Annotated in this window: 15 protein-coding genes; 1 reads left to right on the top strand and 14 read right to left on the bottom strand. The window is 67.0% G+C overall.

What is annotated here, in order from left to right:
• Positions 1–18: 18 nt before the first annotated feature.
• The 12 genes from WT97_RS18180 to WT97_RS18125 form a co-directional block, all read right to left on the bottom strand.
• Entirely contained in the window at positions 19–1,209 is a 1,191-nt protein-coding gene (locus WT97_RS18180; RefSeq protein ID WP_059501141.1) for an O-succinylhomoserine sulfhydrylase, read from the bottom strand.
• 259 nt (positions 1,210–1,468) lie between these two features.
• Entirely contained in the window at positions 1,469–3,001 is a 1,533-nt protein-coding gene (gene purF / locus WT97_RS18175) for an amidophosphoribosyltransferase (protein ID WP_006495945.1), read from the bottom strand.
• Between the two features lie 51 nt (positions 3,002–3,052).
• Positions 3,053–3,547, bottom strand: coding sequence for a CvpA family protein (locus WT97_RS18170; RefSeq protein ID WP_006479328.1), 495 nt, complete (start codon positions 3,545–3,547; stop codon positions 3,053–3,055).
• A gap of 7 nt (positions 3,548–3,554) precedes the next feature.
• A complete protein-coding gene (locus WT97_RS18165; RefSeq protein WP_059792003.1) occupies positions 3,555–4,391 on the bottom strand; it encodes an SPOR domain-containing protein in 837 nt (278 codons plus the stop codon).
• Between the two features lie 29 nt (positions 4,392–4,420).
• Positions 4,421–5,731, bottom strand: a complete 1,311-nt coding sequence (gene folC, locus WT97_RS18160; protein ID WP_060035730.1) for a bifunctional tetrahydrofolate synthase/dihydrofolate synthase — start codon at positions 5,729–5,731, stop codon at positions 4,421–4,423.
• Positions 5,732–5,831: 100 nt separating this feature from the next.
• Entirely contained in the window at positions 5,832–6,704 is an 873-nt protein-coding gene (accD, locus tag WT97_RS18155; RefSeq protein WP_040139428.1) for an acetyl-CoA carboxylase, carboxyltransferase subunit beta, read from the bottom strand.
• Positions 6,705–6,771: 67 nt separating this feature from the next.
• On the bottom strand, positions 6,772–7,584 hold the full coding sequence (gene trpA / locus WT97_RS18150) for a tryptophan synthase subunit alpha (protein ID WP_060035731.1): 813 nt from the start codon (positions 7,582–7,584) through the stop codon (positions 6,772–6,774).
• A gap of 42 nt (positions 7,585–7,626) precedes the next feature.
• Positions 7,627–8,478: a site-specific DNA-methyltransferase gene (locus WT97_RS18145; protein WP_059791997.1), complete on the bottom strand. Its 852-nt coding sequence runs from the start codon at positions 8,476–8,478 to the stop codon at positions 7,627–7,629.
• A gap of 9 nt (positions 8,479–8,487) precedes the next feature.
• Positions 8,488–9,681 (bottom strand): tryptophan synthase subunit beta, encoded by a 1,194-nt coding sequence (trpB, locus tag WT97_RS18140; protein WP_059501145.1) that lies wholly within the window; start codon positions 9,679–9,681, stop codon positions 8,488–8,490.
• A 55-nt stretch (positions 9,682–9,736) separates the two neighbouring features.
• Positions 9,737–10,438 (bottom strand): phosphoribosylanthranilate isomerase, encoded by a 702-nt coding sequence (locus WT97_RS18135; protein WP_060035732.1) that lies wholly within the window; start codon positions 10,436–10,438, stop codon positions 9,737–9,739.
• Positions 10,435–11,247 carry a tRNA pseudouridine(38-40) synthase TruA gene (truA, locus tag WT97_RS18130; protein ID WP_034205167.1) on the bottom strand — a complete coding sequence of 271 codons (813 nt, stop codon included), beginning with the start codon at positions 11,245–11,247 and terminating at the stop codon, positions 10,435–10,437. Before truA ends, WT97_RS18135 begins: the two co-directional genes overlap by 4 nt.
• Complete coding sequence (locus WT97_RS18125; protein ID WP_060035733.1) at positions 11,247–13,370, bottom strand: FimV/HubP family polar landmark protein; 2,124 nt, start codon at positions 13,368–13,370, stop codon at positions 11,247–11,249. The genes truA and WT97_RS18125 overlap by 1 nt, the downstream gene beginning before the upstream one ends.
• 826 nt (positions 13,371–14,196) lie before the next feature.
• Here WT97_RS18125 and flgE point away from each other — a divergent pair.
• Positions 14,197–15,441, top strand: coding sequence for a flagellar hook protein FlgE (gene flgE, locus WT97_RS18120; RefSeq protein WP_060353971.1), 1,245 nt, complete (start codon positions 14,197–14,199; stop codon positions 15,439–15,441).
• Between the two features lie 121 nt (positions 15,442–15,562).
• Here flgE and asd read toward each other — a convergent pair whose 3' ends face one another.
• Complete coding sequence (gene asd, locus WT97_RS18115; protein ID WP_059783982.1) at positions 15,563–16,684, bottom strand: aspartate-semialdehyde dehydrogenase; 1,122 nt, start codon at positions 16,682–16,684, stop codon at positions 15,563–15,565.
• Between the two features lie 85 nt (positions 16,685–16,769).
• Positions 16,770–16,889, bottom strand: coding sequence for a hypothetical protein (locus tag WT97_RS18110; RefSeq protein ID WP_006756675.1), 120 nt, complete (start codon positions 16,887–16,889; stop codon positions 16,770–16,772).
• Positions 16,890–16,944 lie beyond the last annotated feature (55 nt).

Here is a 16,944-nt window from a genome sequence, read left to right as displayed (position 1 = left end):
GAACCTCGGCCGTAGCACTCAGCCGTCCAGACCGCGCGCCAGATCGTTGCGAATGTCGCCCGCGTGCTCGAGGCCGACCGCGAGGCGGATCAGCCCTTCGGTGATTCCCGCCGCCGCGCGCGCTTCCGGCGTGATGCGGCCGTGCGTCGTGGTGGCCGGATGCGTGATCGTCGTGCGCGTGTCGCCGAGGTTGCCGGTGATCGACACCAGCCTGGTGCCATCGATCACGCGCCATGCGTTCGCGCGCTGCTGCTCGGGCGTATCGCCCTTCAGCTCGAACGACACGATCGCGCCGCCCGCCTTCTGCTGGCGCTTCGCGAGTTCATGCTGCGGATGCGATTCGAGCCCCGGATAGAACACCCGCGCCACCGCCGGATGCGAGTCGAGCCAGCGCGCGATCTCCAGCGCATTCGCCGATTGCTTCTCGACGCGCAGCGACAGCGTCTCCATCCCCTTCAGCAGCACCCACGCGTTGAACGCCGACAGCGTCGGACCGGCGCTGCGCACGAACGGGAACACCTTGCCCATGATGAATTCCTTCGAGCCGACCAGCGCGCCGCCGAGCACGCGGCCCTGCCCGTCGAGGAATTTCGTCGCCGAGTGCATCACGACGTCCGCGCCGAGCTTCAGCGGCTGCTGCAGCACCGGGCTGCAGAAACAGTTGTCGACGACGAACAATGCGTTCGCGGCCTTCGCGATCCTGCCGATCGCCTCGATGTCGGCGAGCTCGGTCAGCGGGTTCGACGGCGTCTCGAGGAAGAACATCTTCGTTTCCGGCCGCACGGCTTCCTGCCACGCGTTCAGGTCGGTCGGGTCGACGAAGGTGGTCGTAATCCCGAACTTGCTGAAGATCTGCGAGAACATCCCGAGCGTCGAGCCGAACAGGCTGCGCGAGCTGACGAGGTGGTCGCCCGCCTGCAGCGCGGACATCACGACCGACATGATCGCGGCCATGCCCGACGCCGTCGCGATGCACGCCTCGCCGCCCTCGAGCGCGGCGAGACGCTCCTGGAACATGGTGACGGTCGGATTCGTGAAGCGCGAGTACGTGAAATAGTCTTCCGAATTCGCGAAGCGCTCGGCCGCGTCGGCGGCGCTCGAGAAGCAGAAGCTCGACGTGAGGAACAGCGCTTCCGAATGTTCGTTGAAGTCGCTGCGCAGCGTGCCCGCGCGCACCGCAAGCGTGTCGAAGTTGAGGGAGTCGTCCATGTTCCGTTTTCCGTATTCGATGGCCGCGCCGACGGTCGTGCATATGGCGCGGACCCGGTCAAAACCGAGGCCAAAAACAAAAAGCCCGCTATGCGTCGGCATCAGCGGGCTTCGGTGCGGTACGACAGCGATCGACTCGGGCCGGCTGCCGCCGGCCTTCGCTTTAGCTGTTTTGGGAAGTGGCCCCGCGTCCGCAAGCTGATATCAAATCGACGCAAGGCCACATCCTATCACGCCTCGATAAAAGCGTGCGCCGGCGTTACTCGACCGACAGTTGCAGGTTCATCTGCGAACGCTCGGTGTCGCCGGCCGTGTCGCGATCGGCCTGCGACGCCGGCGTGAGGCGCGCGCGCTCGATCGCATCGAGATACTCGGGCGTCACGTCGCCGGTGATGTAGTTGCCGTCGAAGCACGACGCCTCGAAGCGCTCCAGCTTCGGGTTGATGTCGCGCACCGCGCGGCGCAGGTCGTCGACGTCCTGGTAGATCAGGTGGTCGGCGCCGATGATCTTCGCGACTTCCTCGTCGGTACGGCCGTGCGCGACGAGCTCGCCACGCGTCGGCATGTCGATGCCGTACACGTTCGGGAACTTCACGGGCGGCGCCGCCGACGCGAAGATCACCGACTTCGCGCCCGCATCGCGCGCCATCTGCACGATTTCGTGCGAGGTCGTGCCGCGCACGATCGAATCGTCGACGATCAGCACGTGCTTGTCCTTGAACTCGATGCTCATCGCGTTGAGCTTCTGGCGCACCGACTTCTTGCGCACGGCCTGGCCCGGCATGATGAAGGTGCGGCCGACGTAGCGGTTCTTGAAGAAGCCTTCGCGATACTCGACGCCAAGCTTCGCGGCGACCTGCATCGCAGCCGGACGCGACGAATCGGGAATCGGCATCACGACGTCGATCGGCACGTTCGGCAGCTCGCGCTTGATCTTCTCGGCGAGATAGTCGCCCATGCGCAGGCGCACGTTGTAGACCGGCACGCCGTCGAGGCACGAGTCCGGACGGGCGAGATACACGTATTCGAACATGCACGGATTCAGCGTCGGGTTCTCCGCGCACTGCTGGCTGTGGAAGTTGCCGGCCTTGTCGATGAAGATCGCTTCGCCCGGCTCCAGGTCGCGCACGAATTCGAAACCGATGCCTTCGACCGCCACCGATTCCGACGCAACCATCCATTCGGTGCCGTGTTCGGTCTCGAGCTTGCCGATGCACAGCGGCCGGATGCCGAACGGGTCGCGGAACGCGAGCAGGCCGTAGCCGGCGATCAGCGACACGATCGCGTACGAACCCTGCAGGCGGCGATGCACGCCCGACACCGCCTTGAACACCGACGCCGGATCGAGCTCGAGGCCCGTGGTCGACAGTTGCAGCTCGTGCGCGAACACGTTGAGCAGCACTTCGCTGTCGGAATTGGTGTTGATGTGCCGGCGGTCGATCCGGAACATCTCGTCCTTCAGTTGCTGCCAGTTCGTCAGGTTGCCGTTGTGCGCGAGGATGATCCCGAACGGCGCGTTCACGTAGAACGGTTGCGCCTCGGCCTCGCTCGACGCCGAGCCGGCCGTCGGGTAGCGCACCTGGCCGATGCCGTAGGTGCCGGGCAGGCTGCGCATGTTGCGCGTGCGGAACACGTCGCGCACCATGCCGTTCGCCTTGTACATGTGGAAATTGCTGCCGTCCGCCGTCGCAATGCCCGCTGCGTCCTGACCGCGATGCTGCAGCAGCAGCAGGCTGTCATAGATCAGCTGATTGACCGGGGATTGGGAGATAACACCTACGATGCCGCACATGGCATGTCCTTCAAGATGACAAAATCGGTTCCGTCCTGCCCGGCCGCGTCGTCACACGCGTACGTACTGGGCCATGCCGTCGGGCAGGAGCTGCTTCAGCTCGTGCACGCCCTGTTCGGCAAAAGGACGCAATAGCGCATTGCGCCAGAAATCCTGTTTGGGCAGTTCGGTCAGCCCGGCCGCCGCGACCAGCAGCACCACCAGCACGCAGCCGCGCACCAGCCCGAACATCATGCCCAGCGAGCGGTCGACGCCGCCCAGGCCACTCGCCTGCGCGATCCGCGACAGCAGCGCGTTCGCCACGCCGGCGACCAGCACGACGCCGATCACGAGCAACGCGAAGGCGATCACCCACTGCGTCAGCGCGCCGCCCGGCCAGTTCGCCGGGATATACGGCACGACCAGCCCGACGTAGCGGCTCGCGATCACGATCGCCGCGATCCAGCCGATCAGCCCGAAAATCTCGGACACGAAGCCGCGCCACGCGCCGCGCAGCGCCGACAACACGATCACCGCCAATACAGCGTAGTCGAAAGCCGTCAGCATCGTGGCATTACTGCGTCAGACCGGCTTCGCGGACCTTCGCGATCGCGGCGGAGGCCGCCGAGCGATCCGCGAACGGGCCGGCACGCAACAGTGTAGCCGTGCTGCCGTCTGCCTGCTTGCGATGCTCGACATATGCGGGCACACCCGCCGATTTCAATTTGGCCGCCCACGAACGGGCCGTCGCGTCATCCTTGAACGAACCGAGCTGCACCGCGAAGCGCGCACCGGCCGGCGATGCCGGCGACGACGCGTCGCCGCTGTCCGGGCTCGCCGCGTCGGTATTCGCGACGGTTGCGGGCGCAGGCTTCGGCGTGGCCGGTTTCGCCGCGGGAGCAGCCGGCTTCGGCGCGGGCTTCGGCGGCGTCACGCTCGCGGTGGTGGTCGTATCGGGTTTCGCGACCGGCTTGGCGGCATCCTTCGGCGCGGGTGCCGGTGCGGCCGCAACGGCCGTGTCGGAGGCCGGCGGTTCGTCGTGCGCGACACCCGCCTGCACGTCGGACACATCGTCGTCGCGCGGCGCGACCGCCTGGTGCGCGGGCCGGTTCGGGATGTCGATCGCGATGTCGTCGGTGACCGGCTTCGGATGCGAATCGAGCACCATCGGCAGTACGATCACCGCGGCCACGACGAGCGCGATCGCGCCGACGAGGCGACGGCGCGCACGTTGCTTTTCTGGAAGGGTCGGATCGAGGAGCAGTGCGTCCGATTCCGGACGCTCGGTGCGGCGCGAGCGTCGCTCGACGCGTTCAGTGCGCTCCGTGCGCACGTTCCGGGAGGCCCCGGTACGACCGCCGCGCCGCGGGGGCGCGTCGTCGTCTTTTTTGCCGAACGAGAAAATTCCCATGAATGGCTGAGTCCGAAACTGCCCGTCAGTCAGTGTTGCTGCGATTTACGGTAGGCCAGCACGCCGGCAACCGTATGGAAACTGCCGAAAACCACGATTCTATCATTCTCGGATGCTCTTTTTAGTGCATCGCGAAACGCTTCCGCGGGCGACGCGTAACGCGTCACGCTCGAATCGGGCCCCTCCTCCACGCCGGCCTTGCGCAGCGCGGCTTCGAGCTGCTCCGCGGAGGCCGCGCGCGGCAGCGGCAGATCGGTCACGCACCAGTGGTCGATCTCGCCCTTCAGATGCTGCAGCACGCCGTCGATGTCCTTGTCGTGCATCGCGCCGAACACCGCGTACGTGTACGGGAAGAAGCCCATGTTGCCCAGGTTCTGCTCGAGCACGGCCGACGCATGCGGATTGTGCGCGACGTCGAGCACGATCGCCGGTTTGCCGGGCAGCACCTGGAAGCGCCCCGGCAGCTCGACGTTCGCCAGCCCGAGCCGGATGTCCTGCGCGGACACCGGCAGCACCGGGCGCAGCGCCTCGAGCGCGGCGAGCGCGGCCGATGCGTTGATCAGCTGATTCGCGCCGCGCAGCGCCGGATACGCGAGCGCCGGATAGCGCTTCTCCCGGCCGAGGTAGCTCCATTGCTGGCGCTCGGCGCCCGCCTGCGCCTCGTAGCGGAAATCGCGGCCGACCAGCCACAGATCGGCGCCGATCGCTTCGGCGTGGTCAATCAGCGTCTGCGGCGCGGCCGGATCGCCGCAGATCGCCGGCTTGCCCGCGCGGAAGATCCCGGCCTTCTCGAACGCGATCTTCTCGCGCGTGTCGCCGAGGTATTCGGTGTGGTCGATGTCGATGCTCGTGACGATCGCGCAATCGGTATCGATGATGTTGACCGCATCGAGCCGGCCGCCGAGGCCGACTTCGAGAATCACCGCGTCGAGCCCGCGCGACGCGAACAGATGGAGGATCGCGAGCGTCGTGAATTCGAAATACGTGAGCGACACGGGCTCGGCCAGCGCCGTGCGCGCGGCTTCGACGGCCTCGAAGTGCGGCAGCAGTTCGTCGTCGGTCACGTTCTGCCCGTTCACGCGTGCGCGCTCGTTGAATTCGAGCAGGTGCGGCGACGTGTGGCAACCGACCTTGTAGCCCGCGCGCACGAGAATCGTCTCGAGGAATGCGCAGGTCGAGCCCTTGCCGTTCGTGCCGCCGACGGTGATCACGGGGCACGCGAATTCGAGCTGCAGCGCCGCCTTGACCTGCCCGATGCGGGTGAGGCCCATGTCGATGCCGACCGGGTGCGCGCGCTCGAGATGCGAAAGCCACGCGTCGAGAGTGGGAAAAGTGCTCATCGGATCAAATCTGAATCGGTACGGCCACACTACGCCAAAAAACGAAGCGCGCCGCCCGACGCTGAAGCCGGGCGACGCGCGCGGTTCACAGCCCCTGCGCTCAGGCCAGCGCGTCGGCCGGCTGACGCTGCAGCAGTGCGAGCAGCTGCGCGATCTCGTCGCGCATCTTGCGGCGGTCGACGATCATGTCGATCGCGCCCGTCTTCAGCAGGAATTCGGCGCGCTGGAAGCCTTCCGGCAGCTTCTCGCGAACCGTCTGCTCGATCACGCGCGGGCCCGCGAAGCCGATCAGCGCCTTCGGCTCGGCGATCACGACGTCGCCGAGGAACGCGAAGCTTGCCGACACGCCGCCCATCGTCGGATCGGTCAGCACCGAGATGAACGGCAGCTTCGCTTCGGCGAGCTTCGTCAGCATCGCGGTGGTCTTGGCCATCTGCATCAACGACAGCAGGCTTTCCTGCATCCGTGCGCCGCCCGATGCGGTGAAGCAGATGAACGGCACGTGCTGTTCCAGCGCGTTCTGCGCGCCGCGCGCGAAGCGCTCGCCGACGACCGAACCCATCGAGCCGCCCATGAACGAAAACTCGAAGCAGGCAGCCACGACCGGCAGCGTGTGGATCGCTCCGCCCATCACGACCATCGCGTCGGTCTCGCCGGTTTCGTCCATCGCTTCCTTCAGACGATCGGGGTACTTGCGGCTGTCCTTAAATTTCAGCGAGTCGACCGGCACGACTTCCTGGCCGATCTCGTAGCGGCCTTCCGGATCGAGCAGCCCGTCGAGACGCTCGCGCGCGCCGATGCGCATGTGGTGATCGCACTTCGGGCACACGTGCAGGTTCGCGTCCACGTCGTTGCGATAGAGAACGGCCTCGCAGGACGGGCACTTGACCCACAGGCCTTCCGGAATGCCCTTGCGGCTTTTCGGGTCGGTCTGCTTGATCTTCGGCGGCAACAGTTTGTCGAGCCAGCTCATCGTATGGTTTCCTGTTCCGTGGCGGGGCGGGCCGATCGGCTCGTTCCCGCTTCCTGTGTTGTGTTTATCACGCTGCCTTGGCGGCGCCGTCCAGCGCGGCGCGCAGCTCGGCGATGAACGCCTTCAGCGCGGCGGCGGCGCCTTCCGGCGCGGCGCTCTCGAGCAGCCGCACCAGGCGGCTGCCGATCACGACGGCGTCCGACACTTCGGCCACCGCGCGCGCCGTTTCGGCGTCGCGGATACCGAAGCCGACGCCCACCGGAACCGGCACGCGCGACTTGATGGCCGGGATTTTACCTGCAATGCTCGAAACATCCAGATTTCCGGCGCCGGTCACGCCCTTGAGCGACACGTAATACACGTAGCCGCTCGCGATCTTGCCGACGTCGGCGATGCGCTCGTCGGTCGACGTGGGCGCGAGCAGGAAGATCGGATCGATCTGCGCGGCCCGCATCTTTTCCGCGAACACGCCCGCCTCTTCAGGCGGATAGTCGACCACCAGCACGCCGTCGACGCCGGCCGCATGCGCTTGCGCCGCGAACGCATCGACGCCCATCCGTTCGATCGGGTTCGCATAGCCCATCAGCACGACGGGGGTTTTGGCGTCGGTTTCGCGAAAACGCTTCACGTCGGCGAGCACGCTCGTGAGCGTGACGCCGCGCGCGAGCGCGCGTTCCGACGAGCGCTGGATCACGGGGCCGTCGGCCATCGGGTCCGAGAACGGCACGCCGAGTTCGATCACGTCCGCGCCGCCGGCAGCGAGCGCGTGCATGAATTCGACGGTTTTCGCGGGATCGGGGTCGCCGGCCGTGATGAACGGGATCAGGCCCTTACGGCCTTGTTCGGCGAGCGCGGCAAAGGTCTGCTGAATACGGGACATGGCAATTTTCCTTGATGCGTTTCGGCGACGCGGCGGCGCGATTCACGCGCACGCCGGCGCGGCGAGCGCGCTCACGCGCTCGTGCGCGATCGCACAATAGCTTTCGTTGATCTCGTAGCCGACGAAGTCGCGCCCCTGCCGTGCGCAGGCCACCGCGGTCGTGCCGCTGCCCATGAACGGATCGAGCACGCGGCCGCCCGGCGGGCAGCTTGCGAGCACCATCCGCTCGATGATTTCCAGCGGCTTCTGGGTCGGATGATCGACGCGCTCCGCGTGCTGCCGGTGCAGGCGCGAGACCGACCAGACGTCCTTCGGGTTGTAGCCCATCTCCAGCCACTTGCTGCCTTCGAACAGCTTGCGCGAGCGGGCCTTCTTCGTGTCGGCGTCGTACGGGATGCGGACCGGATCGAGATCGAAGTAATACGCTTTGGAAACCGCGAAAAAGCCGATGTTGTCGTGCACCGACGTGAAACGGCGCGTCGTGCCGCCCATGCTCGGCACGCGCCGGTCCCAGATGATCTCGTTGACCATCGTGAGCTGCGTCTTCAGGAAACTGAAGATTTCCGGCGCGTACTGCCACGTGCAGAAGATGTACATCGACCCGCTCGGCTTCAGCTTCGGAATCGCGAGCTCGAGCCACTCGCGCGTCCACGCGAGGAAATCGTCGCCCGAACGCTTGTCCGAGTCGTTGCCGTAGTCCTTGCCGAGCCCGTACGGCGGATCGGCGACGATCAGGTCGATCGACGCATCCGGCAGGTGCGCGGCATCGGTCAGGAAATCGCGGTTGTGCAGTTCGATACCGTGCGGCAGCACGCGCGGCACGGCAGCGGCGGGCTGGGCCGCCTCCGCCTCGCTCGCGGCGCCGCCGCCCGGCTCTTCGATCAGGTCACGCATCGGTCGGGGTCAGAGCTCGATGCCCGATCGCTCGGCGACCGTGTGCATGTCCTTGTCGCCGCGGCCCGACAGGTTGACGAGCAGGATCTTGTCCTTCGGCAACGTCGGCGCGAGCTTCACGCCATACGCGATCGCGTGGCTCGACTCGAGCGCGGGGATGATCCCCTCGATCCGGCAACAGTCGTGGAATGCCTTCAGCGCCTCGTCGTCGGTGATCGGCACGTACTGCGCGCGGCCGCTGTCCTTCAGCCATGCGTGTTCGGGGCCGACGCCCGGATAGTCGAGGCCCGCCGACACCGAATGCGTCTCGATGATCTGGCCGTTGTCGTCCTGCAGCAGATACGTGCGGTTGCCGTGCAGCACGCCAGGGCTGCCGGCGATCAGCGATGCCGCGTGATGACCCGTGTCGATGCCGTCGCCGGCCGCTTCGACGCCGATCAGTTGCACCGATCGATCGTCGATGTACGGATAGAAGATGCCCATCGCGTTCGACCCGCCACCGACGCAGGCGATCACCGCGTCCGGCTGCCGGCCCGCGAGCTCGGGCATCTGCACCTTGCACTCGTCGCCGATCACGCGCTGGAAGTCGCGCACCATCATCGGATACGGATGCGGGCCCGCGACCGTGCCGATGATGTAGAACGTGCTTTCGATGTTCGTGACCCAGTCGCGCATTGCTTCGTTCAGCGCGTCCTTCAGCGTGCGCGAACCCGATTCGACCGGCACGACCGTCGCTCCAAGCAGCTTCATCCGGTAGACGTTCGCGGCCTGCCGGCGCACGTCCTCCGCGCCCATGTAGACCACGCACTCCATCCCGAAGCGCGCGCAGATCGTCGCGGTCGCGACGCCGTGCTGGCCGGCGCCGGTTTCCGCGATCACGCGCTTCTTGCCCATGCGCTTCGCGAGCAGCGCCTGGCCGATCACGTTGTTGATCTTGTGCGCACCGGTGTGGTTCAGGTCTTCGCGCTTCAGGTAGATCTGCGCGCCGCCGAGCATCTCGCTCCAGCGCTGCGCGTGATAGATCGGCGACGGACGGCCGACGAAATACTTCAGCTCGCGCTCGAATTCGGCGACGAAGTCGGGATCGTTCTGGAACTTTTCATACGCCGCGCGCAGTTCGTCCAGCGCGTGAATCAGCGTCTCGGCGACGAACACGCCGCCATACGGGCCGAAATGGCCGCGATCATCGGGAAGGTTGTACATGGTGTCTCTCTCGATCGGTCGGTGCGCCGCGCTTGTCGGGCCGCACCGGCTTGCCTCATCCGGCGTCCGCTTCGCGCACCGCGCGTACGAACGCCGCCATCCGGGCGTGATCCTTCACGCCCTTCGCGCCCTCCACTTCGATGCCACTCGAGACATCGACAGCGAACGGACGCAACTGGCGGATCGCATCACCGACGTTTTGCGCGTTCAAGCCACCACTCAAAACGGCCCGACGCGCGAGCTCTGCGGGAATAAGAGACCAATCGAAGACCTTGCCGCTACCGCCGTAATCCGGCACCAGGGTGTCGAACAGGAGGCCGCGCGCTTTCGAATAATGAAGAGCCGATTCTACCAAATCGGACGGCTGCGTCGAGGGGCCGACGCGCACCGCGCGCAACCACGGCAGGCGCGCCGCGCGGCCGAGCGCATCGCACTGCGCCGGCGTCTCGTCGCCGTGGAACTGCAGCACCGTGAGCGGCACGTCGCGCACGATGGCCTCGATCTCGGCTTCGGTCGCATTCACGAACAGCCCGACCACGGACACGAAAGGCGGCGCGAGACTCGCCAGCTCGGCCGCCTGCGCGATCGTCACGGCGCGCGGGCTCTTCGGGTAGAACACCAGGCCGATCGCATCGGCGCCGAGCGCCGCCGCGTGCAGCACGTCCTCGCGGCGCGACAGCCCGCACAGCTTGATGCGCGTGCGCGGCGGCAGGCCCGCCGCGGCGGAATTCGAAGAAGGCACGTCGTGATCCGTCATGATAGTGGGTCCAGATCGGCCCAGACGCTGCTCCACGGCACGCTGCCAAGCTGCGCGGGCGGGACGGCGAATTCCGCCGGGTAGCCGACGTGGGCAAGGTACAGCCCGTCGGCCATGAACGTGGGCGCCGCGAGGTTGCGGTCGCGCCCGGCCAGCACGTCGGCCAGCCAGTCGGCCGGGTAGCGGCCGCGTCCGACCGCGACGAGGCAGCCCATCAGGTTGCGCACCATGTGATGCAGGAACGCGTTCGCGCGGAAGCGGAAATGGATGAAATGCCCCGCGCGCCGCACGTCGATCTGATACAGGTGTTTGACCGGCGTCTTCGACTGGCATTCCGACGACCGGAACGACGAAAAGTCGTGCTCGCCGATCAGGTGCGCGGCGGCGGCGCGCATCGCGTCGTCGTCGAGCGGCGTGTGGATCCAGCCCGCACGGCCGGCCAGCATCGGCGAGCGCACGGGATGCACGTACAGCGCGTAGTAGTAAGTGCGCTCGAACGCCGAGAAACGCGCGTGGAACGTGTCCGGCATCGGCTTCGCCCATTGCACCGACACGGTCGGCGGCAGGAACGCGTTGGTGCCGCGCACCCACGAGAACGCTTCGCGCTCGAGGTCGGTGTCGAAATGCACGACTTGCCCGAGCCCGTGCACGCCGGTGTCGGTCCGCCCCGCAACCGTCGTGTGCAGCGGCACCCGCGCGAACTCGGCCAGCGCGTGTTCGAGCCGGTCCTGCACGGTCTTGCCGTGCGGCTGCGCCTGCCAGCCGCAGAACGCCGCGCCGTCGTACTGGATGCCAAGCGCGATCCGCATCACGCCTCGTCCGCCAGTTTCGCGAGCAGTGCGCGTGCGTCGTCGCGCGTCGCGGCGTCGTTCGCGTCGACCACTTCCTGCAGCAGCGTCCGCGCGCCCGACAGGTCGCCCAGTTCGACGTATTCGGCCGCGAGGTCCAGCTTGTTGCGGGCGATGCGCGCGAGCTCGTCGGGGGTAAGCGCAGGCAGCGCAGCGCCCGGCGTGGACGGCAGGTCGAGATCGAAGTCGAGCTTCAGCGCGCCGAACTGGGCGCCGCCGAGCGGCGGCAGAGACGACGTCGCGGGCGGGTTGCCCGCGTGGCCGGCAGGCGTCGCCGCATCCGGATCCCAGTCCAACTCGTCTTCCTGGTCGGCCGGATGTTCCGGTGCCGCTTCACCCGAACCCATCGCCGGGCGCTGAGTGGATTGACCGTTAGTTGCAATTTTATCGGCGTCGATCTGCGTCGCCCCCGCAGACGGTTCCTCCTCCGCCGCCGATGGTTCGCCTGCCGCCCGCGGCGGCAACGGCATGTCGAGACTATTGAGCGCGCTGATCGCGTTCTGCATCAGCGTCGCGTGCTGCGCTTCGGTCGTCGAAGGTGCAGCGGATGCGGCGGCCGGCTCGGCTGGCTCGTCGGCGGCAGCGGCTTTTTCGGCCGGTTCCGCGTCGTGCGACGCCGCGGTCGAAACCGGGGTCGCCGCGCTCGCGGCCGGCTCCGCAGCGTGCGCAGGCAGCGATTCAGGCGATTCGTCGCGCGGCGCCGTCAGGTCGGGCGCGGACGATGTGTCCGCGACGGGTGGCTCGACCGTCTCCGCCGCAGCGGCGGCCGCTGCGGCGAGATTCATGTCGGACGCCGCATCGCGTGCGACCGGCATCTCGGGCGTGATCGGCAGTTCGCGTTCGACGGACGGCGCGGCTTCCGCTTCTGCAACCGCAGCACCGCCTGCCGCGGCCGCCGTCGCAGCCGTCCCCGCATCGTCCGCGCGACGACCCTTGCGGCGCTTGCGCCACGCGAAGCCGGCCGCGAGCACGATCACGGCAGCGCCGGCCGCAGCGGCCGGGCGCCAGTCCATCTGCTCGGTACGACGTGCAGGCGTCGCGACGGGTGCGGCCGGTTGTACCGAAGCCGATGCCGGTTGCGGCGCACTGGCTGCCACACCCGACGCGACCTCGTCCGCCGTCGATGCAGCGGCCGACGCACCGGCGTCATTCGCGGCCGGACGCGGCGCGGCGGGTGCCGGAGCGGGCGCAGGCGCTACGCCGGTCGTCGTTGCCGGTTTGCCGATGCCGTGCTTCTGCAACTCCATCAGCACGCGATTCTTCAATGCCAGCAATTGCTGCAGGCTCGACGGCCGCGGCTGCGACGCACCGACGGCGGGCGCCGCGCCGGCCGGTTCATGCACGCCGAAGACCGGGCTGCCCGGCGCCGACGGCCCCGCGGCCTCGCTCGCGGACGACGGCGCCGACTGGATCGCACCGGTCCATACGTGCGGGCCGCTTGCACCTGCGGTGGGCGCCGCCGGCTGCATGCCATCGACAGCCGACGCGCCGCTCGAAGCCGAAGCACCGCTCGAAGCCGAAGCACCGCTCGAAGCCGACGCCCCCGCCGCCGCCGCGGCGCTCGCCCCGCTCACCGGCGCTGCATGCACGACCGGCGCCATCGGCGCGGGCTGCACGGCCGAGCCGGCATGCGGCGCGGATGCGCCGTGCTGCGCGCTCGCCGCCCCGCCAGATGCGGCGGGTGCGGAAGCGGCCGCCGTACCCGACGCAGCGGACGCGCCGGCCGGCACGAGCGCCGCGCCGGTGGCGTCGAGCGGGGGCAAGGTCAACGTCGCGCCGACTTTCAGGCGGCTCGCGTCGCGCTTCATGAACGCCTGCGGATTGGCGTCGAACAGCGCACGGCCCGCGCGCGCGAGCACGGCCGGATCGTGCGATTGCGTGGCCGCTTTCGCGATGTCGTTCAGCGACTGGCCCGGCTGGACCGTCACGGTAAGCGGAGCGGCGCCGCCGGCGGCGGACGCCGGCAGTTCGCCGGTGCCGACCGCCCACGCCGATGCGGCTGCGCCGAGCACCAGGATCGCCAGCGCGCCACGCACGGCGCGCGACAGACGGGACTGACGCGGAAACAAGGAAATTCGGGACATCGTTGGCTCTATCGCCGCGCGCGGGCGCGGCTCGGATTCACGGTTGGAAGCGTCAATAAAATGGCTGCAGAAATGCAAAAGCGTCGCGCGGAACGCGACGCTTTCGGCGGGTCTGTGCGTCGTAACCGCGTAGTTTACTTCACACGATCGGGTTCCGGCCGAATTCGTCGCCCGTAGATGCAACGGCTGCGGGCAGGCGCTCGTGTCGCGCGGGTCCACCTGCGTCAGCCCATGCATCCGATCGATCGAAGCCAACCTGCGCGCGCGCAGTCGAAAACCATCTCGCAGCGGCATCGCCCCACCGTTCGAATGGCTGCTTTCTGGCGCGTTCACCGCGTGTTCACCTCGTGCACGCCGCAAGATCGCGGCGACAGAAACGCCAACGTCCCCTCGGCAATCCGCCCCGGCCGCCGTTAATGAATTGACAGCCGAAAATCAAAACAAATCGCGACCGGCGATCAATCTCGCTCCAATTACATCCAGTTCTTCGATAAGAAGGCAATTTCCCGCTCTTATCGAAGAAATGAAAATCCACACTCCCGAAGCTCCACCCCACAAGGCTTTCAGCACCTTCCTCATGCTCCATCGGTCATATGAAAGCGACCACTTTCACACGAATTCAATTTCATTACACAAAATTACACAGATCGATTAATTACCGCCGATACGATCGCCCCTAAACAGGAATCGGCGCATTTCGGCCTCGCGCCTGCCCATGCCGGAAAGGCGGGAGCCCGCTCGGCCAGGCTGCTGCCGTGAAGTGCCGGAGGGCCATCGCGCAGTCGCACGACTGCATTCACTCACCAGCTCGTTACGGGGACCGAACATGGGCTATCAGCAGGGTTTGAGCGGGTTGGCCGGCGCGTCGAGCAAGCTCGACGTGATCGGCAACAACATCGCGAACGCAAACACGGTTGGCTTCAAACAGGGGCGCGCGAATTTCGCCGACATGTACGCAAATTCGGTCGCGACGTCGGTCAACACGCAGATCGGCATCGGCACGCGGCTCGCGTCGGTGCAGCAGAATTTCGGCCAGGGGACGATCGATTCGACGAAGTCGGCGCTCGACGTCGCGATCAACGGCAACGGCTTCTTCCAGATGTCGAGCAACGGCGTGACCACGTATTCACGCGACGGCACGTTCCACCGCGACAAGAACGGTGCGATCGTCGACGCGCACGGCCGCAACCTGATGGGCTATGCGGCAGGCGCCGGCGGCGCGATCGACACAGCGCAAACGGTGCCGCTGCAAGCGCCGACCGGCAACCTCGCGCCACGCGCGACGAACAGGATCACCGGCCAGTTCAACCTGAACGCGCAGGACAAGGTGCCGACCAGGACGCCGTTCAACGCGACCGACAACACGACGTACAACTACAACGCGTCGATCCAGGTCTACGACACGCTCGGCGGCTCGCAACAGGTCGCGATGTACTTCGCGAAGCGCGCGGCCGGCACGTGGCAGGCCTACGCGGGCGTGCCGGGCCAGACGCCGACGCATCTCGGCACCGTCACGTTCGACGCATCGGGCCGGATCAGCTCGACGACGTCGGCCGCGACCGGCCAGCCGACGCCGAGCCTCGGCCAGTTCGCGTTCTCGATCCCGAACACGACGGGCGGCGCCAACCCGCAGAACCTGACGCTCGATCTGGGCGGCACGACGCAGTATGGCGGCAAGGACGGCGTGAACAATCTCGCGCAGGACGGCTTCGCGAGCGGCACGCTGACGACGTTCTCGATCGGCGCCCACGGCACGCTGACCGGCAACTACTCGAACGGCCAGAGCGCAGTGCTCGGCCTGATCGCGCTCGCGAACTTCAACAACCCGAACGGGCTCGTGAACATCGGCGGCAACCAGTATGCGGAATCCGCCGCGTCGGGCGTGCCGCAGATCTCCGCGCCGGGCAGCACGAACCACGGCACGCTGCAGGGCAGCGCGCTGGAAAACTCGAACGTCAACCTCACGAACGAGCTCGTGAACCTGATCACCGCGCAGCGCAATTATCAGGCGAATGCGCAGACGATCAAGACCCAGCAGGCCGTCGATCAGACGCTGCTGAACCTGCGCTGAACCTGCGCTGAGTCTGCGCTGAACCGCGCATGAAAAACGCGCCGCGCCGGCCCTGAATCTCGAGGCCGACGCGGCGCGTCGTGTCGTGCAGCCCGGCCCGCGGGCCGGACAGCGTGCGGGCTTACTTGTCGAGCAGGATGCGCAGCATGCGGCGCAGCGGCTCGGCCGCACCCCACAGCAGTTGATCGCCGACCGTGAACGCCGACAGGTATTCGCCGCCCATCGCGAGCTTGCGCAGGCGGCCGACCGGCACCGACAGCGTGCCGGTGATCTTCGCCGGCGACAGGTCGCGCATCGACGCTTCACGCTCGTTCGGCACGACCTTCACCCAGTCGTTCGCCGACGCGAGGATGCCGTTGATCTCGTCGAGCGGCACGTCCTTCTTGAGCTTGATCGTCAGCGCCTGCGAGTGGCAGCGCATCGCGCCGATCCGCACGCACAGGCCGTCGACCGGGATCGAACCCGGCTCACCCATCGCCGGCTTGCCGAGGATCTTGTTGGTTTCCGCGCCGCCCTTCCACTCTTCCTTCGACATCCCGTTGCCGAGATCCTTGTCGATCCACGGAATCAGCGAACCGGCGAGCGGCACGCCGAAGTGGCTCGTCGGCATCGCATCGCTGTTCATCGCGGCCAGCACGCGGCGGTCGATGTCGAGAATCGCGGAAGCCGGATCGGCGAGCTGCTCCTGCACCGCGCCGTTCAGCGTGCCCATCTGCGACAGCAGCTCGCGCATGTTCTGCGCGCCCGCGCCCGACGCGGCCTGGTACGTCATCGCCGTCATCCAGTCGACGAGGTTCTCGCGGAACAGGCCGCCGAGCGCCATCAGCATCAGGCTGACCGTGCAGTTGCCGCCGATGAAGTTCTTCGTGCCCTTGACGAGCGCGTCCTTGATCACGTCGAGGTTGACCGGATCGAGAATGATGACCGCGTCGTCCTTCATCCGCAGCGACGATGCCGCGTCGATCCAGTAGCCGTTCCAGCCGGCCGCGCGCAGCTTCGGAAACACGTCGTTCGTATAGTCGCCGCCCTGGCACGTGATGATCACGTCGCACTTCTTCAGCTCGTCGACGTTGGTCGCGTCCTTGAGCGTGGTCTCGTTTTTCGCGAACGACGGCGCCTTGCCGCCCGTGTTGCTGGTGCTGAAGAACACCGGTTCGATCAGGTCGAAATCGCCCTCTTCCTGCATGCGCTGCATCAGGACGCTGCCGACCATGCCGCGCCAACCTACGAGACCTACGTTCATGACTAACCCTTTGCTTTGAATGGAGCTTCCCCGCCATTTCCGTCCCCGCGTGACCGCGCGGGGAAACAGGCGGGCACGACGGCGATCAGCGTTTAATGATCGTTTTCGTGGTAATGGTTTTCGTGATGACGATGGCGCGCGCACCCGCACGGGCAGTGTTGCCGTGGAGTTTCAGGACCGGGGAGATCAGGGAAATCAGCGCCATCGTTCGAGTCTACACAAAGCCGGTGGCCCGCACAACGGCCAACCGCGCGCGAACC

The sequence above is a fragment of the Burkholderia sp. MSMB1459WGS genome, from assembly GCF_001534535.1.
Classification (GTDB): Bacteria; Pseudomonadota; Gammaproteobacteria; order Burkholderiales; family Burkholderiaceae; genus Burkholderia.
This window is presented reverse-complemented; position numbering and strand designations above follow the sequence as displayed.

Coding starts and splice junctions, on each gene's coding strand:
- accD (WP_040139428.1), bottom strand. CDS start 6,704: ATGAGCTGGCTCGACAAACTGTTGCCGCCGAAGATCAAGCAGACCGAC.
- folC (WP_060035730.1), bottom strand. CDS start 5,731: ATGAGCACTTTTCCCACTCTCGACGCGTGGCTTTCGCATCTCGAGCGC.
- WT97_RS18170 (WP_006479328.1), bottom strand. CDS start 3,547: ATGCTGACGGCTTTCGACTACGCTGTATTGGCGGTGATCGTGTTGTCG.
- WT97_RS18135 (WP_060035732.1), bottom strand. CDS start 10,438: ATGACGGATCACGACGTGCCTTCTTCGAATTCCGCCGCGGCGGGCCTG.
- purF (WP_006495945.1), bottom strand. CDS start 3,001: ATGTGCGGCATCGTAGGTGTTATCTCCCAATCCCCGGTCAATCAGCTG.
- asd (WP_059783982.1), bottom strand. CDS start 16,684: ATGAACGTAGGTCTCGTAGGTTGGCGCGGCATGGTCGGCAGCGTCCTG.
- WT97_RS18110 (WP_006756675.1), bottom strand. CDS start 16,889: ATGGCGCTGATTTCCCTGATCTCCCCGGTCCTGAAACTCCACGGCAAC.
- WT97_RS18165 (WP_059792003.1), bottom strand. CDS start 4,391: ATGGGAATTTTCTCGTTCGGCAAAAAAGACGACGACGCGCCCCCGCGG.
- flgE (WP_060353971.1), top strand. CDS start 14,197: ATGGGCTATCAGCAGGGTTTGAGCGGGTTGGCCGGCGCGTCGAGCAAG.
- WT97_RS18145 (WP_059791997.1), bottom strand. CDS start 8,478: ATGCGTGACCTGATCGAAGAGCCGGGCGGCGGCGCCGCGAGCGAGGCG.
- trpA (WP_060035731.1), bottom strand. CDS start 7,584: ATGTCCCGTATTCAGCAGACCTTTGCCGCGCTCGCCGAACAAGGCCGT.
- WT97_RS18125 (WP_060035733.1), bottom strand. CDS start 13,370: ATGTCCCGAATTTCCTTGTTTCCGCGTCAGTCCCGTCTGTCGCGCGCC.
- WT97_RS18180 (WP_059501141.1), bottom strand. CDS start 1,209: ATGGACGACTCCCTCAACTTCGACACGCTTGCGGTGCGCGCGGGCACG.
- truA (WP_034205167.1), bottom strand. CDS start 11,247: ATGCGGATCGCGCTTGGCATCCAGTACGACGGCGCGGCGTTCTGCGGC.
- trpB (WP_059501145.1), bottom strand. CDS start 9,681: ATGTACAACCTTCCCGATGATCGCGGCCATTTCGGCCCGTATGGCGGC.